Annotated in this window: 21 protein-coding genes and 1 pseudogene; 7 read left to right on the forward strand and 15 right to left on the reverse strand. The window is 70.0% G+C overall.

Going from position 1 to position 24,847, the window contains the following annotated elements; all coding sequences use genetic code 11:
- Window positions 1-7: 7 nt before the first annotated feature.
- A complete protein-coding gene (locus tag VPH43_RS11050; RefSeq protein WP_328577743.1) occupies window positions 8-1,003 on the reverse strand; it encodes an FAD-binding oxidoreductase in 996 nt (331 codons plus the stop codon).
- Between the two features lie 81 nt (window positions 1,004-1,084).
- On the reverse strand, window positions 1,085-2,104 hold the full coding sequence (locus VPH43_RS11055; protein ID WP_328577744.1) for an AraC family transcriptional regulator: 1,020 nt from the start codon (window positions 2,102-2,104) through the stop codon (window positions 1,085-1,087).
- Between the two features lie 74 nt (window positions 2,105-2,178).
- Between VPH43_RS11055 and VPH43_RS11060 the strand changes: the two genes are divergently transcribed.
- Window positions 2,179-3,354 carry an alkane 1-monooxygenase gene (locus tag VPH43_RS11060; protein ID WP_328577745.1) on the forward strand — a complete coding sequence of 392 codons (1,176 nt, stop codon included), beginning with the start codon at window positions 2,179-2,181 and terminating at the stop codon, window positions 3,352-3,354.
- Window positions 3,355-3,399: 45 nt separating this feature from the next.
- On the opposite strand, the gene VPH43_RS11065 is transcribed toward VPH43_RS11060, so the two are convergent.
- The 4 genes from VPH43_RS11065 to VPH43_RS11080 all read right to left on the reverse strand — a co-directional run bounded on the left by VPH43_RS11065 (window position 3,400) and on the right by VPH43_RS11080 (window position 7,606).
- Window positions 3,400-3,837 carry a fasciclin domain-containing protein gene (locus VPH43_RS11065; RefSeq protein WP_442909267.1) on the reverse strand — a complete coding sequence of 146 codons (438 nt, stop codon included), beginning with the start codon at window positions 3,835-3,837 and terminating at the stop codon, window positions 3,400-3,402.
- 144 nt (window positions 3,838-3,981) lie between these two features.
- Window positions 3,982-5,043 carry a tetratricopeptide repeat protein gene (locus VPH43_RS11070; protein WP_328577747.1) on the reverse strand — a complete coding sequence of 354 codons (1,062 nt, stop codon included), beginning with the start codon at window positions 5,041-5,043 and terminating at the stop codon, window positions 3,982-3,984.
- Window positions 5,044-5,063: 20 nt separating this feature from the next.
- Window positions 5,064-6,977: a bifunctional metallophosphatase/5'-nucleotidase gene (locus VPH43_RS11075; protein WP_328577748.1), complete on the reverse strand. Its 1,914-nt coding sequence runs from the start codon at window positions 6,975-6,977 to the stop codon at window positions 5,064-5,066.
- Between the two features lie 20 nt (window positions 6,978-6,997).
- Complete coding sequence (locus VPH43_RS11080; RefSeq protein WP_328577749.1) at window positions 6,998-7,606, reverse strand: PEP-CTERM sorting domain-containing protein; 609 nt, start codon at window positions 7,604-7,606, stop codon at window positions 6,998-7,000.
- Window positions 7,607-7,735: 129 nt separating this feature from the next.
- Here VPH43_RS11080 and VPH43_RS11085 point away from each other — a divergent pair, with 129 nt between their 5' ends.
- Complete coding sequence (locus VPH43_RS11085) at window positions 7,736-8,155, forward strand: hypothetical protein (RefSeq protein WP_328577750.1); 420 nt, start codon at window positions 7,736-7,738, stop codon at window positions 8,153-8,155.
- A gap of 27 nt (window positions 8,156-8,182) precedes the next feature.
- On the opposite strand, the gene VPH43_RS11090 is transcribed toward VPH43_RS11085, so the two are convergent.
- Window positions 8,183-8,884 (reverse strand): PPK2 family polyphosphate kinase, encoded by a 702-nt coding sequence (locus VPH43_RS11090; RefSeq protein WP_328577751.1) that lies wholly within the window; start codon window positions 8,882-8,884, stop codon window positions 8,183-8,185.
- Between the two features lie 67 nt (window positions 8,885-8,951).
- Between VPH43_RS11090 and VPH43_RS11095 the strand changes: the two genes are divergently transcribed.
- A complete protein-coding gene (locus tag VPH43_RS11095) occupies window positions 8,952-10,256 on the forward strand; it encodes an esterase-like activity of phytase family protein (protein WP_328577752.1) in 1,305 nt (434 codons plus the stop codon).
- On the opposite strand, the gene VPH43_RS11100 is transcribed toward VPH43_RS11095, so the two are convergent.
- Window positions 10,228-10,569 carry a hypothetical protein gene (locus tag VPH43_RS11100; protein ID WP_328577753.1) on the reverse strand — a complete coding sequence of 114 codons (342 nt, stop codon included), beginning with the start codon at window positions 10,567-10,569 and terminating at the stop codon, window positions 10,228-10,230. The genes VPH43_RS11095 and VPH43_RS11100 overlap by 29 nt on opposite strands.
- Window positions 10,570-10,856: 287 nt before the next feature.
- Here VPH43_RS11100 and VPH43_RS11105 point away from each other — a divergent pair, with 287 nt between their 5' ends.
- Together VPH43_RS11105 and VPH43_RS11110 are read left to right on the forward strand one after the other, a co-directional pair.
- Window positions 10,857-13,049, forward strand: a complete 2,193-nt coding sequence (locus VPH43_RS11105) for an ExeM/NucH family extracellular endonuclease (RefSeq protein ID WP_328577754.1) — start codon at window positions 10,857-10,859, stop codon at window positions 13,047-13,049.
- Window positions 13,050-13,072: 23 nt separating this feature from the next.
- Window positions 13,073-13,780, forward strand: coding sequence for a PEP-CTERM sorting domain-containing protein (locus tag VPH43_RS11110; protein WP_328577755.1), 708 nt, complete (start codon window positions 13,073-13,075; stop codon window positions 13,778-13,780).
- 30 nt (window positions 13,781-13,810) lie between these two features.
- Here the strand turns inward: VPH43_RS11110 and sixA are convergent, their stop codons facing one another.
- Together sixA and pstS are read right to left on the reverse strand one after the other, a co-directional pair.
- Window positions 13,811-14,275: a phosphohistidine phosphatase SixA gene (gene sixA / locus VPH43_RS11115; protein ID WP_328577756.1), complete on the reverse strand. Its 465-nt coding sequence runs from the start codon at window positions 14,273-14,275 to the stop codon at window positions 13,811-13,813.
- A gap of 24 nt (window positions 14,276-14,299) precedes the next feature.
- The gene (gene pstS, locus VPH43_RS11120; RefSeq protein ID WP_328577757.1) at window positions 14,300-15,364 is read right to left on the reverse strand and encodes a phosphate ABC transporter substrate-binding protein PstS; all 1,065 of its coding nucleotides are present in this window, start codon (window positions 15,362-15,364) and stop codon (window positions 14,300-14,302) included.
- 195 nt (window positions 15,365-15,559) lie between these two features.
- Between pstS and VPH43_RS11125 the strand changes: the two genes are divergently transcribed.
- Window positions 15,560-17,065, forward strand: a complete 1,506-nt coding sequence (locus VPH43_RS11125) for a Ppx/GppA phosphatase family protein (RefSeq protein ID WP_328577758.1) — start codon at window positions 15,560-15,562, stop codon at window positions 17,063-17,065.
- A 28-nt stretch (window positions 17,066-17,093) separates the two neighbouring features.
- Here VPH43_RS11125 and VPH43_RS11130 read toward each other — a convergent pair whose 3' ends face one another.
- Window positions 17,094-17,612: a RidA family protein gene (locus tag VPH43_RS11130; protein WP_328577759.1), complete on the reverse strand. Its 519-nt coding sequence runs from the start codon at window positions 17,610-17,612 to the stop codon at window positions 17,094-17,096.
- A gap of 86 nt (window positions 17,613-17,698) precedes the next feature.
- Here VPH43_RS11130 and VPH43_RS24640 point away from each other — a divergent pair.
- Window positions 17,699-17,806 (forward strand): annotated as a pseudogene (locus VPH43_RS24640) (transcription initiation protein); the annotation flags it as partial.
- 22 nt (window positions 17,807-17,828) lie between these two features.
- On the opposite strand, the gene VPH43_RS11135 reads toward VPH43_RS24640, so the two are convergent.
- The 4 genes from VPH43_RS11135 to VPH43_RS11150 form a co-directional block, all read right to left on the reverse strand.
- Window positions 17,829-19,859 carry a PAS domain-containing hybrid sensor histidine kinase/response regulator gene (locus VPH43_RS11135; RefSeq protein WP_328577760.1) on the reverse strand — a complete coding sequence of 677 codons (2,031 nt, stop codon included), beginning with the start codon at window positions 19,857-19,859 and terminating at the stop codon, window positions 17,829-17,831.
- A gap of 98 nt (window positions 19,860-19,957) precedes the next feature.
- Window positions 19,958-21,538: an ATP-binding cassette domain-containing protein gene (locus tag VPH43_RS11140; RefSeq protein WP_328577761.1), complete on the reverse strand. Its 1,581-nt coding sequence runs from the start codon at window positions 21,536-21,538 to the stop codon at window positions 19,958-19,960.
- 294 nt (window positions 21,539-21,832) lie between these two features.
- Entirely contained in the window at window positions 21,833-23,917 is a 2,085-nt protein-coding gene (gene ppk1, locus VPH43_RS11145) for a polyphosphate kinase 1 (RefSeq protein WP_328577762.1), read from the reverse strand.
- A 69-nt stretch (window positions 23,918-23,986) separates the two neighbouring features.
- Window positions 23,987-24,811 carry a GNAT family N-acetyltransferase gene (locus VPH43_RS11150; protein ID WP_328577763.1) on the reverse strand — a complete coding sequence of 275 codons (825 nt, stop codon included), beginning with the start codon at window positions 24,809-24,811 and terminating at the stop codon, window positions 23,987-23,989.
- Window positions 24,812-24,847 lie beyond the last annotated feature (36 nt).

A 24,847-nucleotide genomic window follows, 5' to 3' on the forward strand; every position in this document is an offset into this window, starting at 1 on the left:
TGAGAGTTCAGTTCGAGCTGACGAAGGCGTCAGCGTGAAAGCGTTTGGCCGGCAGGCCGGCAGCCACGAGGGTGGCGCGGGCCGAGTCGGTCATGGCTTGCGAGCCGCAGGCGTACACCGCGCAGGTGGCGAGGTTGGGCGCGAAGCGCAGGAAGGCCTGCTGCACATGGCCGCGTTCGCCCGCCCAGCTGGCATCCCCCCGTGACAGCACCGGCACGTAACGCAGGCCGGGCGCGCGCTGGGCGACATCGGCCAGGTACAGGTCCTGCGGCTGGCGGCCGCCCCAGTAGAGCGACACGCTGGCGGGGCGCTCGGCTAGGGCCAGGTGCGGCAGGGCGCTCAGCATGGACAGCATGGGCGCGATGCCGGTGCCGGTGGCCAGCAGCACCAGGTGCAGGCCCGCCACGTCGCGCAGGAAGAAGGTGCCCAGCGGGCCGCGAAAACGCAGCAGGTCGTTGGGTTTGGCGTCGTGGAACCAGTAGCGGCTCATCGCGCCGCCTTCCACCGCACGCACATGCAGCTCGATCTGGCCGGGCTGGCGCGCGTCACTCGCGATCGAGTAGCTGCGCTTCACGCCACCGGGTCCCGTGATGTCGATGTACTGGCCGGCCAGGAAGTTGAAGCAGGCGTTGGGCGGCAGGCGCAGCGTGACCTTCATCACGTCCGGCGCCAGGCGCTCCAGGCTGGCGATGCGGCACGGCAGCGTCTTGGTGCCGATGGTGGCCAGCGCGCCGAGGTCCTCGATGTCCAGCGCCAGGTCGGACACGGCTTCGCGCGCGCAGGTGAGGATCCAGCCGGCGGCCGCTTCGTCGGGCTGGAGCGACACCTCCTCGCGCAGCACGGCCGATTCGCCGGCGGTGACCTGCGCCTTGCAGCCACCGCAGCGCCCGGTGCGGCAGCCATGCTCCAGCACCAGGTGGCTGGTCAGGGCGGCGTCCAGCACGCTGATGCCGCGCTCGGCGAGAAAGGTCCGCTGGTTCGCCAGGGTGATGGTCGCGGTCATGCCGCTAGTACACCGCGGGCGGCAGGCGGGGGAAGGCTGGAATCGAAGGGGGTTTGGGGGGCTTTTTGGGCCCTGTGCGCTTCAGGCCGGTGGCGCTGGCACGGCCTGGCGCAGGCGCCCGGGCGGCTGGCCGAACCAGCGCCTGCAGGTGCGTCCGAAGTTGGAGGCATCCTCGTAACCGAGGGCGTGGGCAATGTCTTCCACGCTGGCCTGGGTGTGCTGCAGGTACCACAATGCGCGGTCCTGGCGCGTGCGGTCCAGCAGCTGCTGGTAGCTGGTGCCATCGTGCGCCAGGCGGCGCATCAACGTGCGCACCGAACAGCCCAGTTCGCGCGCGAGCGACTGCTGGCTGGGGTAGGCGCCGCCATTGACCGTGCGCAGCCGGCGCTCCACCAGGGCGGCGGTGGTCGGCGTGCCCTGCCGCGCCGCCGCGGCCTGCGCCTCGCACTCGCGCTGGGCGGCCGCATGGGCGGCGGCGTCGGCGGCCAGCCCGGGCGTATCCAGCAGCGCCGCCGGAAAGTCCAGCGCCAGGGCGGGCGCATCGAACACGAACTCGGCATCGACCAGCGCGCGGTATTGCGCCACCCATGGCGGCCGCGCCCCCGGAACCGCGATCCGCAGCCCGGTGAGCGGGCCGGCCACCGCGGACAGTGCACGGGCCAGGCAGGCGAGCACCATGTCCACGATGAAACCCTGCGCCTGGACGATCGGCCCTGCCGGGGTGACGGTGAGCCGGGCGCCGGGGCCGCGCTCATCGAGCTGCCAGCGCAGCAGGCCTGCGCGCGTGCCGGCGTGCCGGGCGATGGTGCGCACTGCGGCGCGCAGCTGCGGGCTGGTGATGACCGCCAGCCCCAGGGCGCCATGGCTGCTCGGCTCGATGGACGCACCCAGCTCCAGCCCGAGCCAGGGCCGGCCGGTGATGCGCATGCTCGCAAGCGCCAGCTGCGACACGGTGTCCAGCGGCAGCGGGCCGGCGTCGTGCGCCAGCTGCTGCGGTGCGATGCCGGCCGCCTGCAGCAGCGCGTCGGCGTCGGCGCCCAGGCGGCGCAGCAGCACGCGCAGCAGGCGCACGTAGGTGGGATGGATGGGCGCATCGAGCATGCTGTCACTTTAGGACCGGCACCTGGCGGCCGCTTCGGTGTTTGCGCGGGTCGCGCGGCCACACACTGCGGCGCATGAGCACAGATCCGCCGGTTCCTTCGCCGCAGGCCTATCGCGACTTCAAGCGACCGGCGTGGCTGCTGTCGCTTGCCGTGCCTTTACTGGTGGGCATGGGGCCGCTCGCAGTGGCGGGCCTTGGCGCCGGTGTGGGCTGGCTCTGGGCGCCTGTGGTGTTGGTCTATGGACTGGGGCCGCTGCTGGACACGGTGTTGGGCGCCGACCGCAGCAACCCACCGGAGTCCGCCGTGCCCGCGCTGGAACAGGACGCTTACTACCGCCGCGTCACCTATGCGCTGGTGCCGCTGCTGTGGGCGATGTTCGTGCTGGCGGCATGGTTTGCAGCCACCTGGCCGCTACCCTGGCATGCCAGGCTGGCGCTGGTGCTCACCACCGGCATGGTGGGTGGTTTCGGCATCAACCTGGGCCACGAGCTGGGGCACAAGCTCACGCGCCTGGAGCAGCGGCTGGCGCTGGTGGCCCTGGCGCCCACCGGCTATGGCCACTTCTGCGTGGAGCACAACCGCGGGCACCATCGCCATGTGGCCACGCCGCAGGACTGCGCCTCCGCCCGCATGGGCGAGTCGATCTGGCGCTTTCTGGCGCGCGAGATGCCCGGTGGCTTCGTGCGCGCCTGGCGGCTCGAAGCCGCGCGCTTGCGCCTGCGTGGCCTGCCGGTGCTGTCGCTGCGCAACGACATCGTGCTCGCCGGCGCGCTGACCACGCTGTTGTGGAGCGCCTTGGTGCTGTGGCTGGGCTGGCGCGTGCTGCCCTTCCTGCTGCTGGCGTCGTTCTGGGCCAACTTCCAGCTCACCACCGCCAACTACATCGAACACTACGGCCTGCTGAGGCGCCATGCGGCCGATGGCACGGTGGAGCGCTGCACACCCCGCCACTCGTGGAACAGCAACCACGTGTTCTCCAACTGGGCGCTGTTCCACCTGCAGCGCCACGCCGACCACCATGCCCATCCCGGCCGGCGCTACCAGTCGCTGCGCCACTTCAACGATGCGCCGCAGCTGCCCACCGGCTACTTCGGCATGTTCCCCGCAGCGTACCTGCCGCCGCTGTGGTTCGCGCTGATGGATCGCCGGCTGGTCGAGGCGCTGCAGGGGGATGCCTCGCGCGTGAACTTCGACCCTCGGAAGCGCGAGAGACTGATGCGGCGCTGGTTTGCCGGCGGGCGGGGCTGAGCGGGAGACTGCCGCTGCATCACCGCGCGGTGACGTTTGCGCCGGTCACTTCTTCGGCGGCATCAGCACCCGGTCAATCACATGCACCACGCCGTTGGTGGCCGGCACATCCGCCTGAGTCACGATCGCGTCTTCCACCGTCACGAAGGTGCCGGCCGTGGCCAAGGTGATTTCGCTGCCTTCTGCGGTCTTGGCCTTGCCGCCGCGGATGTCGCCTGCCGCCATGCGGCCCGGCACCACGTGGTAGCCGAGTACCGCCTTCAACTTCGCCTTGTCGGCCTGCAGGGCCTGCAGCGTGGCGGGCGGCAGGGCCTTGAAGGCGTCGTCGCTGGGGGCGAAGAGGGTGTACGGGCCATCGCCGCGCAGGGTGTCTGCCATGCCGGCTTCGTTCAGCAGGCGGTTCAGCGTGCTCAGCTGCGCGGTGTGGGCGGCGGTGTCCGCAATCTTCTCAGGCCCAGCCTGGGTCGTGGCGCAGCCCGCCATCAATGCAACTGCGAACGGCAACAGGGCGCTTGCCAGACGGCGTACGGACACGGCGATCTCCTCGGGTGACATGGATGATGATGAATGGGGCCACAGCCTAGCCATGGCATGTGACGGCCGCGTGACGCGTCGTCGCCGCACTCGTCAGGCCGGGCTCACGATGAGCTGAAGCGAACGGAACAGCGCGTGCTCGTAGGCCAGGTCCAGCGCCATGGCGGGCGCGGGGGCCGGCACCGCAGGCGGGGGCAGGAGGGCGGCCCACCGGCTGCGCAGTGCAGACAGGGGGACCCAGGTAGCCTCTTCGCCTGCCGGGTGGCGGACAACGCCGCAGAGGCGGCCTTGCGCGTCGAGCACCGGAGCGCCGTCCACGCGGCCGTTCACCGCAATGCCGAGGCGCCGCAGCAGAGCAGTTGCCGCCGTGCTGCGGCCAAGGAAGCCGGCGCCGAGGGCCGGCCAGGCCGGCTCGGCGCTTGCACTGGCCGTGTACGCCACCACCGCGCCCGGGCTGCCGGCAAACGGGTCTCGCGGCGCAAGGCCGGGCGTCGGGGGAAGAGGCAAAGGGGCGTTCAAGCGCAGCAAGGCCAGGCCCAGCCCCTCCAGCCCGTTTTCCAACACTGCGCCCTGTGCCATGCCGAGGCCGTTCCTCACCCACAGGCGACCAGCGCCGACCACCATGGACCACGGCGCCAGCGCCCGGTCCCCGCCATCGATCAAGGCAGCGGTGCACACCACCCGGCAGCCCGTATCGGGCGGTGCATCCACCGACCGCACCGCCACTGGTGCCATGCGATGTGGCAAGTCCAGCATGCCGGGCGATGCGATGCGGGGCTCACCGGTGAGCGCACGCTGCGTCTGCACCAGCAGCGACCCGTGCGGCGCCTCCGCCAGCACCCGGCGCGCCGCCTCGCGCTGGCCGCCGGCGTCCAGCAGCCACGCATGCAGCGCAGCCGGGCCGGCTTCATCGCGGTGTTCGCCGGCCACGTGGGCACACAGCGCCAGCGCCTGGCGATAGGCGCCGCGCTGCATCAACGCACGCACCGTGCGCAGCTCGGTGTCGGCCTGGTGGCCGAAGCCGGCGGCACGCTCGAACAGCTGCAACGCGGCATCGGCATCACCCGCGGCCAACGCCTGCTCGCCTGCAGCGATGACCTGCTCGCGTCCGGCGGCGTGCGCTGGCCGCAAGGTGAGGACCGCCAGAGCGGCCAAGCACGCGCGACGCTGCAAGCTCACGGCAGGCGCTGGATGCGCGGGATGTGCAGCGAGGGGTGAGCCGGGTTGTACGCCGTATTCGGTGCCAGGTAGCCACTGCTGAGGTAGGCCACCAGCGCATCGATGTCCTGCGCGCCGCCCAGCGGCTGGGTACCACCCTTGAGCACGGTGAACCCATCGCCGCCCGTCGCCAGGAAATTGTTCACCGTCACGCGGTAGGCCTTGGTCGGGTTCTGCACCACGCCGTTCACCACCACCAGCTCCGGCGAGCCGGTGGCCACCGGCGGCGTGACCGTCACGTCCATTGGCGTGAGGCTCAGGTTCACGATCTTGGCGCACGGCGGCGCGCTGGCGCTGTAGCTGTAGGACACGCCGTTGCTCACCTGCAGGATGCGCGTGCCGGTCTGCTCCAGGCACCCGGCGAACTGCTGCTCCAGCAGGTTCTTCAGCTGCTGCGCGGTCAGTGTCATCGTGACCAGGCTGTTGCCGAAGGGCTGTACCGTGAACGCGTTGCCGTAGGTCACGTCGTAGGGATACGCCGGGCCGACGAAGCCGGGGTTGCGTACGCCGCCCGGGTTCATGAAGGCAGCCACCGCACCGCCCAGCGACGCCGGCTGCGTGGCCTGCAGCTGGGCGTCGGCAATCAGGTCGCCGGCGGGCATTTCGCCGCTGTCGGCCGCGCTGTTGGGCAGCGGCGCGGTGATGGTGCCGATCACCTGGTTGGCCAAGGGCGACACCAGCGCGCTGTAGCCCTCGACGATGTTCTTCACCGTCGGGTCGGCGCTCACCAGCGCGGTGGCGGACGGGTCGGTGCGGTCCACCAGGCGGTTGGTGGCCGACACCGCGATCACGTTGCGCGTCTTCGGGTCGATGGTCAGGTCGATGTCGGTGAGCACACGGCCGAAGGCACTGGCGCTGGTGGCCGGCACCAGGCGGCCCACCTTGTTGGGCAGGCCGGTGGGCCGCGGCGTGCTGGTGACCGTGCCGCCGCTGTTCTTCACGTCCACCGTGTTGGCCGAGCAGTTGTAGGCCGCATGGGTGTGGCCGCTGATCACCAGGTCCACCGCGTCGTCCAGGCGCTTGACGATCGCGCGCAGGTCGCCGTCGCTGGCATCGGCGTTCTTCAAGTCGCCGCCGCAGCCGTTGATGTCCGACACCGTGGGGCTGGCCTGGAAGCCGCCCTGGTGCACCAGCACCACGATCGCCTCAATGCCCTGGGCGCGCAGCTTGGGCACCAGCGCGTTCACGGTGTCGGCCTCGTCGCGGAAGCTCAGGCCCGCCACGCCGGTGGGTGTCACGATGTTGGGCGTGCCCTTGAGCGTCATGCCGATGAAGGCCACCTTCACGCCGTTGAAGGTCTTGATGCCGTACGGCGGCAGCAGCGTGCGGCCGGTGGCGGCTTCCACCACGTTGGCGGACAGCCACTTGTATTTAGCGCCGTCGAAGGTGCCGGGCGCGGAGGAGCCCACGCCCTTGCAGCTGTTGGGGTCGGGCGCGCCGTTGGTGAACTTGCAGCCGCCGTTCTGCAGCCGGCGCAGCTCGGCCGCGCCCTTGTCGAACTCATGGTTGCCCACGGCGTTGAATTCCACGCCGATGTGGTTGAGCGTCTCCACCGCCGGCTCGTCGAAGAACAGGGCGGAGATGAGCGGCGATGCGCCGATGAAGTCGCCGGCACCCACGACCACGTTGAGCGGGTTCTCGCGTTTCATGCGGGCCACGTGCGCCGCCAGGTACTCCGCGCCGCCCACCGGCGGGCGCTGGGCGGGCGGCACGGTGGTGCTCTGCCCGAAGGTGCCGGGCGACTGCAGGTTGCCGTGGTAGTCGTTGAAGCCGATCACCTTCACCTTGAACGGGGCGGCCGGAATCTGGGCGCAGGCGGGCGAGCCGGCAGCGGCGATGGCCAGCGCCATCGAGAGGGAACGCAGTGTCATCAGAAGCTCCGAGGTGGATCTCAGGGGCGGCAGCGGCGGCTGACGGTGAAGCCCAGCAGCCCCATGCCGGCCAGCAGGCTCAACCAGGTGGCCGGCTCGGGCACTGCACTCACCTCCAGGCGCACGCCGCCGACGGTGGCGTTCAGCGGCTGGCCGCCGAGTTGCACCGACTGCAGCAGGCTGCCGCTGATGAGGTGCTCGCCTGCGCCCAGCGTGTAGACCGCCCGGCTGAACTGCGTGTTGGCCAATGCGGCGTCGAAGTCGGTGCCGGTGTTGACTGCGGTGGCCGCGTCCGTCAACGCCACGCTGGAGGTGGCGCCCAGGCTGCTGCCATGGTCGAACACCGCGAACGTGTCGCCTGCGAAGCCTGCGTCCACCACGGTCAGGCGGGCCTGCATGCCGGCGGCCACCGTGAAGCTGAAGGACAAGGGGCTGCCGAAGTCCGGCGACAGGCTGTTCGCGTTGTCAATCCATTCCACGCCGAAGCTGGTGGCGTCCAGGTCGTTGACGTTGAACGCGCTCCAGCCGCCGTCGGCGGCCAGCGCCACGGTGGTGGCATGGGCGGCGGTGCAGCTGGCAGCGGTCAGGAGTGCGGCCTGCAACAGGCGTCGCAGTGCTGGGCGGGTCATGGGGGCTCCTTGGGTGTGGGTCTGCGCGGCACTATCGCGGCCGACCGTGACCATGGCGTGACGGAGTGCACATCAGGGAATCCAATTAAACCGTATAAACTGTATATATCGTTTATTAGGAGGACTCCCATGGCCACATCCACCCGCACCACCAAGCGTGCAACCACCGCGGCCAAGCAGGCCACCGTCGCGCAGCCGGCGGTCAAGGTCGCCGTGCCGCGCAAGGCGATCGCGAAGCCCGCCGCCAAGGCGGCAGCGGCGCCTGCCATGCCCAAGGCCCGCGCTGATGCCAAGGCGGCCGCCAAGCCGGCGAAGGACAAGCTGGTGCGCGACAGCTTCACGATCCCCGCCAGCGAATACGCCATGCTGGCGCAGCTGAAGCAGCGCTCGGTGGCACTGGCGCAGCCGGCGAAGAAGAGCGAGGTGCTGCGCGCCGGCCTGAAGGCGCTGGCGGCGCTGGACGATGCGGCGCTCAAGGCCGCGCTGGCGCAGGTGCCTACGGTGAAGACCGGCCGCCCGAAGGCCAAGAAGGGCGCGAAGAAGGCCTGACGCGGACCGGCGCCGCGCACGCCGGCGCTACGTCACCTTCAGTTTGGCGTCCGCCGCGTCGCCTTCGGGGAAGCGCAGCTTCAGCTGCTGCAGCGTGTCCTTCATCACCGTGGCGATCATCAGGTTGCGGTGCGTCTTGGAGTCCGCCGCCACGATGGTCCATGGCGCCCAGGTCGTGCCGGTGGCCGCGATGGCGGCCTCGTAGGCGCGCTGGTATTCGGCCCAGTGCTCGCGCACCGTGAGGTCATCGCGCTGGAATTTCCAGCGCTTGGCCGGGTCGTCGATGCGGGCCTGCAGGCGCTCGCGCTGCTTGTCCTTCGAGATGTGCAGCATGAACTTCACCACCACCGTGCCGGTCTCGGTGAGCATGCGCTCGAAATCGTTGATGTGGGTGTAGCGCTGGCGCGTCTGCGCCTCGTCGATCCAGCCGTTGACCACCGGCACCAGCACATCCTCGTAGTGGCTGCGGTTGAAGACCGTGATCTCGCCGGCTGCCGGCACTCGCTGGTGGATGCGCCAGAGCGGATCGCGCGCCTTCTCGTCCTCGGTGGGCGCCTTCCAGGCCGCCGTGTGCACGCCCAGCGGGCTCATGCGCCCGAACACACCGCGCAGGGTGCCGTCCTTGCCGCTGGTGTCCAGCGTGCTGGTAGCGCTTGAGCAGGCGGCGGGTGTCGGCGGGCAGACGGTCCATGCGCCAGGTGTGGCAAGTGCGGCGCCCGGATGCGTCATGAGCGCGACATCCCGGGCCCGAACAATCCTGCGGTTCGACCACCCACAACCACACCGGGAGATCCGCATGATCCGACGTTCCCCTCGCCACGCGCGGGGCGCACTGGTCAGCGCCGCGCTGCTGCTGTGCAGCCTGCAGGCGCAAGCCGACCCGCACAAGGTGCCCACGCTGAGCGGCTGGGCGCTGCTGCCCGCGGCCACCTTTGCCGACGGCCCCACCTCGGGCCAGTTCGCCGCCCCCAACCCCTATGGCACCCACCTGCCGCCCTATGTGGACAAGCAGCCGGTGCAGGGTTTTTCGGGCGTGCTGCCTGGCCCGGCGCCCGACACCTTCCGCGTGATGACCGACAACGGCTTCGGCGCGCAGGCCAATTCGGCTGACGCGCTGCTGCGCGTGTACACCGTGAAGGTGGATTTCCGCAGCCGCCATGGTGGCAGCGGCACGGTGTCGCCGGCCGGCTGGCTGGCCGGGCGGCCCACGTCCGATTTCAGCCGACGCACCCGCCTCACGCTGAACGACGCGCAGCACCAGCTCGGCCTGCCGATCCAGGCCGACCTCGAGCACTACTACGGTGACCCGGCCAAGCCGGCGGTGGCCCCGGAGATCCGCGCCGGCCGCCTGCTCACCGGCGCCGACCTGGACATCGAATCCATCCGGCGCGACAAGCAGGGCCACTACTGGTTCGGCGACGAGTTCGGCCCCTACCTGGTGAAGACCGACACCCATGGCACCGTGCTGCGTGCGGCCATCCCGCTGCCGGGCGTGTACGCGCCCGAGCACAAGGACGTGCGCGCGGGCGCCGCAGTGGCCAACCTGCCGGGATCCGGCGGCTTCGAGGGCATGGCGATCAACACCAGTGGCACGCGCCTGTACGCGCTGCTGGAAAAGGGCGTCGCCGGCGATCCGGCCAAGCTGCTGCGCATCAATGAGTTCGACCTGACCAGCGAAGCCTGGACCGGCACCACCTGGTTCTACCCGCTGGAGGCTGACGGCACGAACATCGGCGACATGACGGCGGTGGACGACCACCGCTTCATCGTGATCGAGCGCAACGGCGGCACCGCCACCACGCCCACCCCGCCCTTCAAGAAGCTCTACCTGATCGACATCGCAGGCGTGACCAACGGCGGCACCGTGGCCAAGACGGAGTTGGCCGACCTGATGAACCTGGCCGACCCGGACGACCTGAACGGCGACGGCAGCACGGTGTACACGCTGCCCTACGTGACCATCGAGGACGTGCTGGTGCTGGACGCGCGCACCTTGCTTGTGATCAATGACAACAACTTCCCGTATGGCGGCGGGCGGGAGCTGGCGTCGGACAACACCGAGTTCATCCGCATCACGCTGCCGCAGCGGCTGCAGCGCTGAACCCCGCGACCACATTGGGCAGGAGACAGCCAGCTGTAGCGCGCTCTCTGCGAGTGGAGCGGTTGACCTGCGCCAGTGACTCGAAGAAGGTGGGTGGCATGCCGCCGTGCCGCTGCAGCCAGGGCAGGGTGCCACCATGCGAGAGATTGAAGTGCAGCCAGACAAAGCCCGCAGCGCCCGGCTGGGCCAGCCAGTCCATGGCTTCCACGCAGCCAATCGCCTGCGCCGGCGGGCTGCCGAGACGGTAACCGCAGATCAGGCCGTGCTCGTCGGCCCCGTAGGGCGAGCCGCAGAACGGAGTGGCCGCGCTCATGCCTGCACCATCGTGCAGCAACGGGGCGGTGGGTGGCGTCGTGTCAAGGCCTTGGGTCATCGGCCCACCGGTTGCACACAGGCTTACTCACCGCGGCTGTGGACAACTGGAGGGGGTGGGGCTGGCCATGAGGCGATGTTGCGACCGGGCGATGACGGTTTTGTGACCGATGCACCCGCCCGCCCTTGACATGCGGCTGTCATCCCCCGCAGGCACGCTGCGCCACTTTGCAGACACACACAGGGATCACGATGCAGATGCAAAGGTTCGGCCGCCAGCTGGCGGTCATGAGCGCGTGCGTTTTCGCGGCCTGCGCCGCCATGGCGGCCGACACGCCGATCCACGCCATCCAGGGCAGCGGTGCCACCAGCCCGCTGGTGAGCCAGGTGGTCACCACCACCGGCGTGGTCACCAAGGTGATCAACAACGGCTTCTACCTGCAGGACCCGGCGGGCGACGGCAACCCGCTCACCTCCGACGGTATCTTCGTGTTCACCGGCAGCGTGCCCACGGTGCAGGCCGGGCAGCAGCTGCGCCTGAGCGGCAAGGTCACCGAGTTCAACACCGGCGCGGCCGGCAATGCGCACACCGCCGCGCGTCCGGTGACCGAGCTCACATCGGTCTCCGGCCTCACCGTGCTGGGCAGCGGCTTCGGCATCGCGCCGGTGGTGGTGTCGCTGCCGGAAGCGATGGATGGTGACCTGGAGCGCTACGAGGGCATGCTGGTCACGCTGGCCGGCCCGCTCACCGTGAGCCAGAACTACTTTCTCGGCCGCTTCGGCCAGGTGACGCTGTCGGCCGGTGGCCGCATGGAAACGCCGACGAACCGCCATCGCCCGGGCCCCGATGCACAGGCGCTCGCCAACGAGAACGCGCGCCGCCGCATCCTGCTGGACGATGGCAGCAGTGCGCAGAACCCCAACCCCATGCCCTACCTTGGCGTCGACAACACGCTGCGCGCCGGCGACACGGTGGCCAGCGTCACCGGCGTCATCGACTTCGGCCTGGCCACCGCCAGCAACGCAGAGCCGGGCGACTACAAGATCCACCCCACGGTGGTGCCGGTGTTCGTGCGCAGCAACCCGCGCACGGCCACACCGGAGGCGGTGGGCGGCAACCTCAAGGTGGCCAGCTTCAACGTGCTCAACTTCTTCACCACCTTCACCAACGGCGAGACGGCCGATGGCCGCACGGGCCAGGGCTGCACGCTGGACACCAGCACGTCGGCCTCCAACTGCCGTGGCGCGAACAACCGTGCCGAGTTCGAGCGCCAGCGCGCCAAGATCGTGAGCGCGCTGGCCGCCATCAACGCCGATGCGGTGGGCCTGATGGAGATGCAGAACAACGGCAGCACCGCCGTGCAGAACCTGGTGGATGCGCTGAACGCGCAGCTGGGCGCCGGCACCTACGCCGCGGTGCCCGACCCGGCCAGCGGCACCGGCACCGATGCCATCAAGGTCGCCATGATCTACAAGCCAGCCCGCCTCGCACGCGTGGGCGCATCCACCAGCGACACCACCAGCGTGCACAACCGCCCACCCCTCGCGCAGACCTTCGAGCTGGCCAATCATGAGCGCTTCACGCTGGTGGTGAACCACTTCAAGTCCAAGGGCTGCGACGGTGCGAGCGGGCCGGACGCCGACCAGGGCGACCTGCAAGGCTGCTGGAACAACCGGCGCCTGCAGCAGGCCGCTGCCACGCGCAGCTTCGTGGCCCGCCTGCAGGCCGCGAGCAACAGCAACGACGTGCTGCTGGTGGGTGACTTCAACGCCTATGCCAAGGAAGACCCGATCGTGGACTTCACGGGCGCGGGCTACGTGGACCTGGTGGGCCGCGACAACACCTTCGGCTACTCCTATGTCTTCGACGGCGCGGCCGGCCGGCTCGACCAGGCCCTGGCCACCGCATCGCTGGCCGCCAAGGCGGTGCGTGCCGCCGACTGGCACATCAACGCCGACGAGCCCGCGGTGCTGGACTACAACCTGGAGTTCAAGCAGCCGGCCTGCGCCACCTGCGCGCCCGACAACTACATGCCCACGCCCTACCGCTCTTCCGACCATGACCCGGTGGTGGTGGGCCTGAGCCTGTTCCGCACCATCGAGGGCACCGCCAACCGCGACAGCCTCACCGGCACCGCGGGCGACGACATCCTGATCGGCGGCCCGGGCGCCGACCTGCTCGCAGGCCGTGGCGGCATCAACGTGTACCGCTACCTCTCCATGCGCGATGCCGGCGACACGGTGGGCGACTTCGTGCCCGGCAAGGACCAGGTCGACCTGCGTGCGCTGCTGGCGTCCATCGGCTACACCGGCGCGGACGCCTTTGCCGACGCACGCGTGCGCCTGGTGGACGGCAGCGCCGGTGTGAGCGTGCAGATCGACAGCGACGGCCCGGGCGCTGGCGTGGCGCGGCCGCTGCTCACCTTGCAAGGCGTGTCCGCTGCGTCGCTGCAGCCGGCGCGCGACTTCATCCTGCGCTGAACACCCACTTCGATCGCATGCCCATGACCTCATCTTTTTTCCGTTCGGGCGCGCTCGCGCTTGCCGCCCTGGCCACGCTGCCCGCACAGGCCCGGCTCGTCAACGCCGACTTCAGCGCCGGCCTGGCAGGCTGGACCACCTGGGGCGATGCCACGGTGGACAGCACCGGCACACCCGCGGTGCTGCGCCTGAGCACGGCCTACCTCGACGACGCCGATGCGCCCTACAACCGCGCCGGCGTGGGCGCGTTGGCGGCGGGTGGCGCCGATGGCCTGGAAGTGGCCGCGGGCCTGGCGCCCGGCGCGCTGGACCGCGATGGCCACTTCGCTTACGAAGGTGCGCTGGCGCAGCAGACCTTCCTGTCGGCCGCCGGCGATCGCCTGAGCTTCCAGTGGAACCTGGCCACCCGCGACACCGACTTCGCCGACCAGGCCTTCCTGGTGCTCAACGGCTGCGTGATCTGGCTGGGCTCCAGCCTGGATGCGCACACCCCGGCGGGCGGTGACATGCTGTGGCAGACGGGCCTGCAGAGCTTCAGCGTCGCGCTCAGCGCCGGGCCCACCACGCTGAGCTTCGGCGTGGTGGACATGGGCGACTTCGGCGGCGTGTCCACCCTGCAGGTGCAGGGCCTGAACGTCAGCGCCGTACCGGAGCCGCAGTCGCTGGCCTTGCTGCTGGCCGGCCTGGCACCGCTGGGCTGGTGGGTGCGCCGCCGGCAGCGTGCAGCCTGAGGTAGAGCGGCGCCGCTGCGTGGCGCCTCTTCAGTGCAGGTCGGGTGAGCGCACGGTGATCAGCGTCAGCTGCGGCCCCTGGGCCTCGTCGCGCACGCGGAACCACCACACGCCGCCCTTCTTGATACGCAGCGGCTCCTGGGCCGAGCCCATCAGCAGACGGCGCGCCGCCAGGCCCAGCACCGGCTGGTGGCCTACCACCAGCACCGGCTCGCGGGAGTCCGGCCAGCGTGCGGCATCAAGCAGGCTGTCCACCGTGCCATCGGGTGCCAGCGGGGCGCAGGTCTTGAAGCGCCGGTCCAGCGCCTGAGCGGTCTGCTGGGTGCGCACGGCCGGGCTCACCAGGATGCGGGCCGTGGCTGGCAGCACCTGGTTGAGCCAATGTGCCATGCGCCTGGCCTGGCGCTCGCCCTTGGGGGTGAGCGGGCGAGCCAGATCGTCCTCGCCGTCGGCGGCTTGGCGCGCTTCCGCATGGCGCCAGAGGATCAGGTCCACGTTCCGCCCCTTCTTGCCTCCAGGTCACATCGACAGGTAGGCCGGCAATTTGCCGTCCTGGCCCTTGACCTTGGCAAAGCGCGCCACCAGCCGCGACTGCAGGCTCACCGGTATCGGCGCGAAGCCGGTGCCGCGGGTGAGCTCGTCGCCGTGCATGAAGCACCAGTAGAGAAAGCGCAGCGCGGGGCCGGCCTGCTCGGCCTGCGCCGGAGCCGCGTCCACCAGCACGAAGCTGGTCATCGTGATCGGCCAGGTGGCGGGGCCCGGGCGATCCATCAGCGGGGCGATGTCGTCGCCGCGCCGGGACAGATCACTTTCCAGGATGGCGGCGCGGAAGCCTTCCTCGCCCGCGGCCACCCAGCGGCCGGCGGCATTGCGCAGCTTGACCGAGGCGAGCTGGTCGCCCTCGGCCCGGTCATGGCTCACGTAGGCGATCGCACCGGGCGTGGACTTGAGCAGCCGCACGACGCCGTCGTTGCCGTCCGCGCGTGCCACCTCGCCCGGCCACTGGGGCAGCTGGTGCACGCCGACCTCGGCCGCGAACGCAGGCGACACGCCGGCCAGGTAGCGGGTGAAGCCCTCGGTGGTGCCGGATTTCTCGTTGCGCACCACCCGCCGGATCGGCAGCGCCGGCAACGCCGTACCCGGGTTGAAGGCCGCGATGCGCGGATCGTTCCAGTGCTGCAGCTTGCCGGCCATGATGAGGGCCAGCACGTCGCCGCTCAGTTGCAGGCGGTTGGGGCCGATGCCCGGCAGGTTGACCACCGCCACGATGCCGCCCACCAGCATCGGGATCTGCACCAGGCGGCGCTTGTTCAGCTCTTCCTCGGGCAGGGGCGAATCGCTGCCGCCGAAACTGACCACCCGGGCGCTGATCTTCTTCACACCATCACCGGAGCCGGTGGCGGTGTAGCGCACCGGGGTGCCACTGGTTCGGGCGAAGGTCTCGCCCCAGCGCTGGTACACCAGCGACGGGAAGCTCGCACCCGCCCCCAGCACGTCGGCCCATGCGGGCCCTGCACAAGCGGCGGCCAGCAGGCCGGCCGCCATGCCACGGGCCGCCCGTGCGGCCCTCGTTCCTCGTGTCATCACACGTCCCTCAACGTCGTCTGAATGGCGCCTGCCTCCCAAGAAAAAGCCGGCGCGGGGCCGGCTTGCAACAGACAGGTCTTGATCGATGTTCTTTGCGGCATTGGACCTGCCGTCTATGACCGCCGTGTGACAGCGGCCGCCATCGCGCGCGATGGACCTGCCGTGACACGCAGCCACGCCACAATGCGCCCGATGCAGGACAAGCCCCCCACCGCCGCGCATGTGCCGCTGGCCGCCATCGACATCGGCTCCAACAGCTTCCGGCTCGAGATCGGGCAGCTCGAAGAAGGCCGCTACCGCCGCATCGACTATGTGAAGGACACCGTGCGCCTGGGCGCCGGCCTGGGGCCGCAGGCGCAGCTCAGCGAGGAGGCGGCGCAGCGCGGCCTGGCCTGCCTGGCGCGCTTTCGCGAGCGGCTGGTGGGCTTTGCGCCCTGGCAGGTGCGGGCGGTGGCCACGCAGACGCTGCGCGAGGCGAGCAACCGCGACGACTTTCTGAAGCGCGGGCAGCAGGCGCTGGGGCAGCCGATCGAGGTGATCTCCGGCCGGGAGGAAGCGCGCCTGATCTATGCCGGCGTGGCGCACCTGCAGCCGTCACCCAAGCCGCGGCTGGTGATCGACATCGGCGGGCGCTCCACCGAGCTCATCCTCGGGCGTGGGCGCAAGCCGCTGGCGGTGGAGTCGTTCCCGGTGGGCAGCGTGGGGCTGTCGATGCGCTACTTTGCCGACGGGCGGCTCACGGCCGATGCCTTCCGTGCCGCGCAGGTGGCCGCTGGGGCGCAGATCGAGGAATCCATTGCCACCTTCGGCGCGCGCCATTGGCGCGAGGCGCTGGGCTCGTCGGGCACCGCCGGCGCGGTGTCGCAGGTGCTGGCCGCTGAAGGCGTGACGGACGGGCGCATCACCCCGCAGGCCCTGGCCTGGTGCATCGAGCGCTGCCTGGCCGCCGGCCATGTGGACAAGCTGGCCTTCGCCGGCCTGCGCGAGGATCGCCGGCCGGTGATCGCGGGCGGCCTGGCCATCCTGTACACCTTGTGCGCGCTGCTGGGCATCCGCGCGCTGCAGCCCGCCAAGGGTGCCTTGCGGCAGGGCGTGATCATCGACCTGGATGCTCGCCTGCGCGCCGCACAAAGCCAGCACCCGCTGGACATGCGCGACACCACGGTGCGTGAGCTGCAACACCGCTTCGGCGTGGACATCGCGCAGGCGCGCCGCGTGGAAGCCGCCGCGCTGGCGCTGCACGATCGCCTGGGCTCAGCGCCGGCCGGCGGCGAGGCGCGCCGCGAGCTGGCCTGGGCCGCCGCGCTGCACGAGATCGGCATGCTGGTGTCGCACCACGACCACCACCGCCACAGCGCCTACCTGCTCACGCATGCGGACGCGGCAGGGTTTTCGCAGAGCCAGCAGCGGCGCATCGGCGCGCTGGTGCTGGGGCAGCGGGGCGGGCTGCGCAAGGTGGAAGCGGAATTGGCGTCACCCGGATTCGCGCATCAGCTGCTGTGCCTGCGGCTGGCGGTGATTGCGGCGCATGGGCGGCATGACGTGGACATCGGCGGCTGGCATCTGGCGCCGGCCGGGCAGGCGGTGGAGCTGCGCGTGGTGGGGCCGGACCCCAAGGCGCTGCACCTGCTGCGCGAGGAGGCGGCGCACTGGCAGAAGGTGCAGGGGGTGGAGCTGCGGTTGGTGGAGATGCACTGAGCCGCACGCTGGTAGCACGGCGCACGTATCAACCATCCACGACCGCGACCGCATCAACCTCGATCAGATAGTCGGGAGACAGGGCCACAACACCCACCAGCGTGTCGGCCGGCTTGTGATCCCCGAACAGCGACACGCGTGCCGCTTCGATGATCGGAAGGTGCTCGTCGCGCCTGTAGTCGACAACGTAGATGGTGATCTTGGCAACATGCCGGGGAACGGCACCTGCGGCTGCAAGGGCTCGGCCGAGGTTTCCGAACACTTGGCGCGCCTGGGCCGCAAAATCACCGCGGCCAACAAGTTTTCCGTGTACATCTTCGGGTTCCTGGCCTGCGACAAATACCAGCCTGGTGCCCGTCGCTACGACGACCTGGGTGTAGGTTTGCGGAGTGGGAAGATCCCGGGGGTTGATGCATTCGAGCGCCATTTGTTTGCGACCTTCAGTGGGATGGACAACGATTCGTCTTGCCGGCTCGCGAGCCAGCTTGGCTTGCCGCGAATGGGTGTAGCCGCTCGTCCTCATGACGTCAAGGCCGCGTTCGTTCAAGCACGCGCCAAGGCCGTGGCGGGGGCACCGCGCCGCGATCGCAGTCTTTGGGGTGAGCTTCGAGCCCGCAAACGCGGCGGATCGAGGGCGGCTACACCATCCTTGAATTGCCCTCGCGCGAGGCGGCGGTGGCCTGGGCCGCGAAGATCGCGGCGGCGTGCCGGTGTGATCAGGAACTGCGCGAGTTCATGTAACCCGATGTCATGAACCCGCCGCTCACGCCGGAGGCGCATGCGTCCAGTGCAGCTCCATCAGGTCACCCACGCGTTGCAGCAGCTGCCGCACGTCGATCGGCTTGGGCAGGAAGGCGTTCGCACCCGCCGCGACGTGGCGCTCGGCGTCCGACGCCGACACCGTCGCCGACACCAGCAGCACGGGGACCGCTTCGAGTGACGGCGTGCGGCGCAGGTGCTGCGTGGCCTGCACACCATCCAGGCGGGGCATGACAATGTCTGCGATGACGAGGTCGGGGCAGGCCATGCGAGCGCGTGCCAGCAAGGCTTCGCCGTCCTCGGCTTCGTCGACCACAAAGCCGAGCGAACCCAGCAGATCGGTGAGGACCGCGCGGTTGGCCGGGACGTCGTCGGCGACCAGCACGCGGCGCCGGCGGCCCTCGTAGCCCACCACCTCGGCGTACGCTGCACCGTCCGGCAGCTGCTGCCCGACGACGGACAGGCGGATGTCGAACCAGAAGCGGCTGCCCTGTGCCGCATGGCTTTGGACGCGGATGTCGCCCCCCATGGCGCGCACCAGCTGGCGGCTGATCGCCAGGCCGAGACCCGTGCCGCTGGCGCGGCGTGCGGCCTGGCCCACCTGCTCGAACGGCAGGAAGATCGTCTCGAGATGCTCGGCGTCGATGCCGACCCCGGTGTCCTCCACCTCGAACCGCAGCAACGCCGTGCCGCTGCCCCTGTCGAGCTGGGTGACGCGCAGGCGAATCTCCCCCTGGTCGGTGAATTTCACCGCGTTGCCCAGCAGATTGAGCAGCACCTGGCGCAGGCGCCGTTCGTCGGTTCGCACGGCGGCCGGCAGGTCGGCCGGTGTGTCGCAGCGGAAGCGCACCTTCTTCTCGTCGGCCTTGACGCGAACGATGTCCGCCACGACACGAAGGAACTCGCTGAGTTGCACCGGCGCCTCGACGAGGTCCACCTTGCCCGCCTCGATCTTCGCCAGGTCGAGGATGTCGTTGATGAGCGCCAGGAGATGCTCGCCGCTGCGCTGGATGGTCTGCAGGCCCAGCCGCTGGCGTTGGGTCAGGTTCGGATCGGTCTGAAGGATCTGCGCGAAGCCGAGCACGCCGTTCAAGGGAGTGCGCAGTTCGTGGCTCATGCTGGCCAGGAAGGCGCTCTTGGCGTGGTTGGCCACCTCCGCCTGCTCCTTGGCCTGGGTCAACTCCGCGGTCCGTTCGGCGACCAGGTCGGCCAGGTGGTCCTGATGCCGCTTCAGCTCGGCCTCCACCCGCTTGCGCTCGCTGATGTCGCTGGCGAAGGTCTCGACAAGAAGGGGCTGGCCGCCGGCATCGCGGACCAGCCGGGTGCTGATGGCCACCCAGAGCGAGCTGCCATCCTTGCGGCGCAACTGCAGCTCGCACCCCTCGACGGTGCCCCGCTCCAGCAAGGCCGACATGATGAGGTCGCGCTCCTGCGGCCGAACGTAGAGTTGGCGGCGCACGTCGGTCATGCGGTCGAGCAGTTCGTCCACCCACTCGTAGCCCAGCATCCGGGCGAACGCCGGATTGGCCGTCAGCATCTGCCCCTGCAAGGAGACCCGGAAGATGCCTTCGAGCGCATCTTCGACGGTGCTCTGGTACTCCTCCTCGCTGCGGCGCAGCGCGTCCTCGGCGCGCTTGCGCTCGGTGATGTCGGTCGACATGCCGCAGATGGCGGCGGCCCGCCCCTGTGCGCCGAGCAGCGGAAACCGGACCGTCAGGAACGTGCTCGGGTCGTCCTCGATCGCAGACGCTTCTTCGTCTTCTTGCGCGCAACCGCGGGCGAGCACGGCCTGGTCGAGGATGCGCCGCCGTGCGGCCTGCTCGGGCGGGAAGAGCGCGGCGTCGGTCTTACCGACGATCTCGCAGGCCCGCAGGCGATGCATCTCCTCGAAGCGGCGGTTGACCAGGAGGTAGCGCCCTTGGCGGTCCTTCACGTGGATCGCCGCGGGGGACTGGTCCACGATCGACTGCAGCAGGCCCTGCCAGCCGGCGAGCGCCTCGCTGGTGTCATTTCCGACCGGATCCGCCATGGACATCGTCGCGGCCTGGGCAACGCGCCCCCATTTGGGGCGCCGAAAAATTGTAGCCACCCCGCCCGTCCTGCGCCATGGCCGTGTGCCAGCCCCTGCGAGACCTACCCCGCCACCCGCATCACCAGCCTGCCTTCCTCCCACCCCCACCGATGCGTCGGCTTCAAAGCCCCGATGAATTCCTCATCGTGCGAGGCCACCACCACCGCGCCCTCATACGCCTGCAGCGCCCGCTGCAAGACCAGCGTGGTGTCCAGGTCCAGGTGATTGGTCGGCTCGTCCAGCAGCAGCAGCCGCGCCGGTTCACCACGCCACAGCGCACAGGCGAGCGCGGCCTTCAACCGCTCACCGGCGCTCAAGTGGCCCATCGGCATGGTCACGCGCGGGGCGTCCAGCCGCAGTTGTGCGAGCCGGGTGCGCAGCTCGCTGGCGCGTAGCGGGCAATTCAAGGTGCGCAGGCGGTCGAGCAGTGACACGTCGGGTGGCAAGGTGTCGTCCTGGTCGAGCGTGGAGAACGGCACCGCCGTCAACGCTTGCCCAGCCCTGGGCGCCAGCGTGCCGGCCATCACACGCAGCAGCGTGCTCTTGCCGCAGCCGTTAGGCCCGGTCAGGGCCACGCGCACCGGCCCTGTGAGCGTCACATCGAGCGGGGGCACATCCACATGCGGGAGCCGCAGTGATTCGAGCTGCAACACCAGCTTTGATTCAGGCACCCGGCAGGCCGGTAGCGCCAGGAAGATCGCCGGCACCTGCACCACACGCTCTGCTGCCGCGCGCACCACGGTGTCCAGCGACTGGCGTTTGTCGGCATGCCGGTGCGCCTCCCGGGCGCCGGTGGCCTCCGCCCGCTCGCGCATGCCGTTGATCACCATGCCCGGCAGGTTGGCCGTGCGCGCCAGACGCCGCCCTCGGGCGTGCCGGCGCTGCAGTGCGTCGTGCTCGCGCCGCAGTTTGGCGAGTGCCGCATCGCGTTCATTGCGTGCGTGCGCCAGGGCCGCTTCCGCGGCTGCGGCCTGGCCGTCGCGCTGCGCCACATACAAGCCGTAGTCGCCGCCGTAGGTGGCCAGCCCGCGTGGCGTCAGCTCCACGATGCGGTCCACCGCGCGCAGCAGCTTGCGGTCGTGGCTGATGACCACCACCGTGCGGGTGCACGCCAGCAGCCACGCCAGCAGCCAGGCGCGGGCGTCGGCGTCGAGGTGGTTGCTGGGCTCGTCCAGCACGATGCTGTCGGCCTCGGCGGCCATGGCGCCAGCCAGCGCCACGCGCATGCGTTCGCCGCCGCTCAAGGTGGCCATGGTGTCGTGCGGGCCCAGGCCGGGCAGCCCCGCATCCGCCAGGGCCTGCGCCACCCTGGCCGGCAAGTCCCATTGCAGGTCGGCGAGCAGCAGGTCGTCTGCGGTGGCGCAGCCGGCGTTCAGCCGCTCCACGGCGGCCAGCGTCTCGCCCACGCCCATCGCTTGCGCCACGGTGCGGTCGTCCTGCAATGCCAGCGGCGGCGCCACGAGGTGCACGCGGCCCATGCATTCCGCCAGGCCGCTGGTGGGCAGCATCAGTGCGCACAGGATGCGCGCCAGCACGCTCTTGCCGACGCCATTGCGCCCGACGATGCCCAGCCGCCCGCTTGAGACCGACAGCGACAGCGGCTCGCGCCACAAGGGCCGGCCATCGGTCAGGGCCCATTGCACGTCCTGGAGACGGAAGGAGAGGGAAGAAGGAGATGAATTCGGGCCTGCAGAATGAGGAGCAGGCACCCCGGCCGCACTGCGGCTCGTGGTCGACAACGATGACATGGAAAGCTTTCCGTGAAGCGGCAAGCGCCACGCCACAAGAAGCAGGTGGCGTGGGTCGGCGTTCGGGGAAAGGCTTAGATCCGCATCGGAGTAACGTCGTCGGCTTGGGGAAGGGGCGCGATATTAAGCCGCGGTCTGGCGGCTGGTCAACCGGCAAGACGCATCACAAGGCAACAGCATGAACGCCGATCAGCTGAACCGCTGCATCAGCGCCTGCTGTGCGCTCACGCCGTCCTCGGACTTGCGGCGATACGAGCCATCGGCCGCCAGCTCCCAGGTGTCGCGTTCGTCGTGCAGGTAGGGCACCAGGCACTCGTCGATCACGCGCTGGCGCAGGGCGGGGTCGCGCACCGGCCAGGCGAGCTCGATGCGCCGGAGCATGTTGCGGCTCATCCAGTCGGCGCTGGAGAGGTACAGCGCTTCATGCCGGTCGTCCTCGCCCCAGCGGAAGTAGAAGATGCGCGAGTGCTCGAGGAAGCGGCCCACCACCGAGCGCACGCGGATGCGCTCGGTGACCTCCGGCACGTCCGGCGCCAGCATGCAGGCGCCGCGCACCACCAGGTCCACCCAAGCGCCGGCCCGGGCCGCGCCCACCAGGGCGTCGATCAACGCCCGGTCGGTGAGCGCGTTGCACTTCACCACCACGCGGGCGGGCGCGCCGTGGCGGGCCGCCTGGGTCACCTGGGCCAGGTGCGCCAGCATCTTGTTGTGCAGGCCGAACGGCGCGGTGAGCAGGTGGCGCGGCGGCTTCACCGTGGTGAGGCTGGCCAGCTGGTGGAACACCGCATCGGCGTCGGCCGTGATGTCCGGGTCGGCAGTGAAGTAGCCGATGTCGGTGTACAGGCGCGCCGTCTTCGCGTTGTAGTTGCCGGTGGACAGGTGCACGTAGCGGCGCAGGCTGGTGCTGCTGCCGCCTCGCTTCTTGCCTTCACGTCGTGTCACCAGCAGCAGCTTGGCATGTGTCTTCAGGCCCACGATGCCGTACACCACCTGGGCGCCCACCGCCTCCAGCCGCTCGGCCCAGTTGATGTTGGCTTCTTCGTCGAAGCGGGCCATCAGCTCCACCACCACCATCACTTCCTTGCCGCGCCGCGCGCCTTCGATCAGCAGCTCCATCAGCACCGACTCGGTGCCGGTGCGGTAGATGGTCTGCTTGATGGCCAGCACGTCCGGGTCGTTCACCGCCTCGCGCAGGAACTGGATCACCGGCTCGAAGCTTTCGAACGGATGGTGCAGCAGCAGGTCGCCTTCACGCAGGCGCTTGAGCACCGAGCTGTGCTTGGGCAGCCGGCCCTCCGGCCAGCGCGGCTCGAAGGCCGGAAAGCGCAGCGCGGGCGCATGGGATTGGTCGATCAGCTCGTTCAGCCGCACCAGGTTCACCGGCCCGTTCACGCGGTACAGCGCCGCCTCCGGCAGGGCGAACTGCTGCAGCAGGAAGGTGGCCAGGTCGGGCGGGCAGGTGTTGACCACCTCCAGCCGGATGGCCTGGCCGAAGTGGCGCGTGGTCAGGCCCGAGCGCAGCGCCTGGCGCAGGTTGGTCACCTCCTCGTCGTCCACCTCCAGGTCGGAGTCGCGGGTGACGCGGAACTGCGAGAAGGAGGTGACGGTGCGGCCTCCGAACAGCTCCTCCAGGTGCGCGCGGATCACGCTGGACAGCAACACAAAACCCTGCATGCCGCGGGTCAGGTGGTCGGGCAGGCGGATCACCCGCGGCAGCACGCGCGGCACCTTCACGATCGCGATGCTGTTCTTGCGCCCGAAGGCATCGCGCCCATCCAGGCGGGCGATGAAGTTGAGTGACTTGTTGGCCACCTGCGGAAACGGATGTGCCGGGTCCAGCCCCACCGGCACCAGCAGCGGCCGCACCTGCGTCTCGAAGAACTGCGCCACCCAGGCGCGCTGGGCGGCGTTGCGCTGCGAATGGTTGAGCACCACGATGCCCTGCTGCGCCAGCGTGGGCATCACGTGTTCGTTGAACACCTGGTACTGCTCGTCGATCAGCTCATGGGCAGCCTGCGCCACCGAGAGCAGGTCCCCCGGCGACACGCCGGTGCCGGGCTGGCGCGCGGCCTCCATGAAGTCGGCGAAGCGCACCTCGAAAAATTCGTCCAGGTTGGACGACACGATGGTCACGTAGCGCAGGCGCTCGAGCAGCGGCACGTCCGGGCGCAGGGCCTGCGCCAGCACGCGGCGGTTGAACTCGAGGATCGACCGCTCGCGATTCAATAGCGGCACCATGAAGCCAGGCTGGCGCGGATCGGAGGTGCTGGTCATCGCGCCAATTTATGAAGCTATTGCGACAGCTTGATGACACTGGTCACCAGCTGTATCGGCGACCGCAGGCTACGCCCCCATGAATCGGCGGCGGTAGGTGTCGGGCAGGTCGGCCACGCGCAGCAACAACGGCAGGTCGGCGGTGTTGAAGTCCGGGTCCCAGGCCGGTGCGCTCAGCAGGCGCGCGCCGCACTTGAGGTAGCCCTTCACCAGCGCCGGTGGCTCCACCGCCAGGTCGCTGCGCAGCGCCTCCACCGGCAGCGGCAGGCGCGGGGTCACCCGCTCCGCCGGCGGCACCAGATGGGATGCCTTCAGCTGCTGCCACACGCTGGCCGCGGTGTGGCCACCGTCGGCCATCGGGATGCTGGCGCAGCCGATCACCGCCGCCACGTTGTTGGCGTGCATGAACTCCGCCAGCTTGCTCCACATGAGCAGGATCACGGCGCCGCGCCGCCAGTCCGGGTGCACGCAGGAGCGGCCCAGTTCGGCCATGTAGGGCCGCAGCCGGCCCAGCGACGACAGGTCGAATTCCTCCTCGGTGTAGTAGCCGCCCAGGCGCTGCGCGGCCGCCGGCATCATCACCCGGTAGGTGCCCACCAGCATGCTGGGCCCGGCAGCGGTTTCCGCGGTGCGCACCAGCAGGTGTTCGCAATGCGCGTCGAAGCGGTCGGCGTCCAGCCCGTCCGGCGTGCCGGGTGGCGGCTGCAGCCGCGCGCCCATTTCGCCAGCGAACACCTGGTGGCGCAAGCGCTGCGCGGCCTGCACCTCGTGCTCGTGGCGGGCCCACACGACTTCCAGCGTACCGGGCTGCGCACGGGTCGCGGTAGATGGTGGAGTGCCTGCGCGCGCGGCCGGCTGCTGCAGGGAGGGATGGTTCACCAACGACTCGTTCATCTGCGCCTCGTGCGGGACTGGGGGTTGGCGCGATGC

The sequence above is a fragment of the Ideonella sp. BN130291 genome (assembly GCF_036231905.1).
In the GTDB taxonomy this organism is placed as follows: Bacteria; Pseudomonadota; Gammaproteobacteria; order Burkholderiales; family Burkholderiaceae_C; genus CAMLIZ01.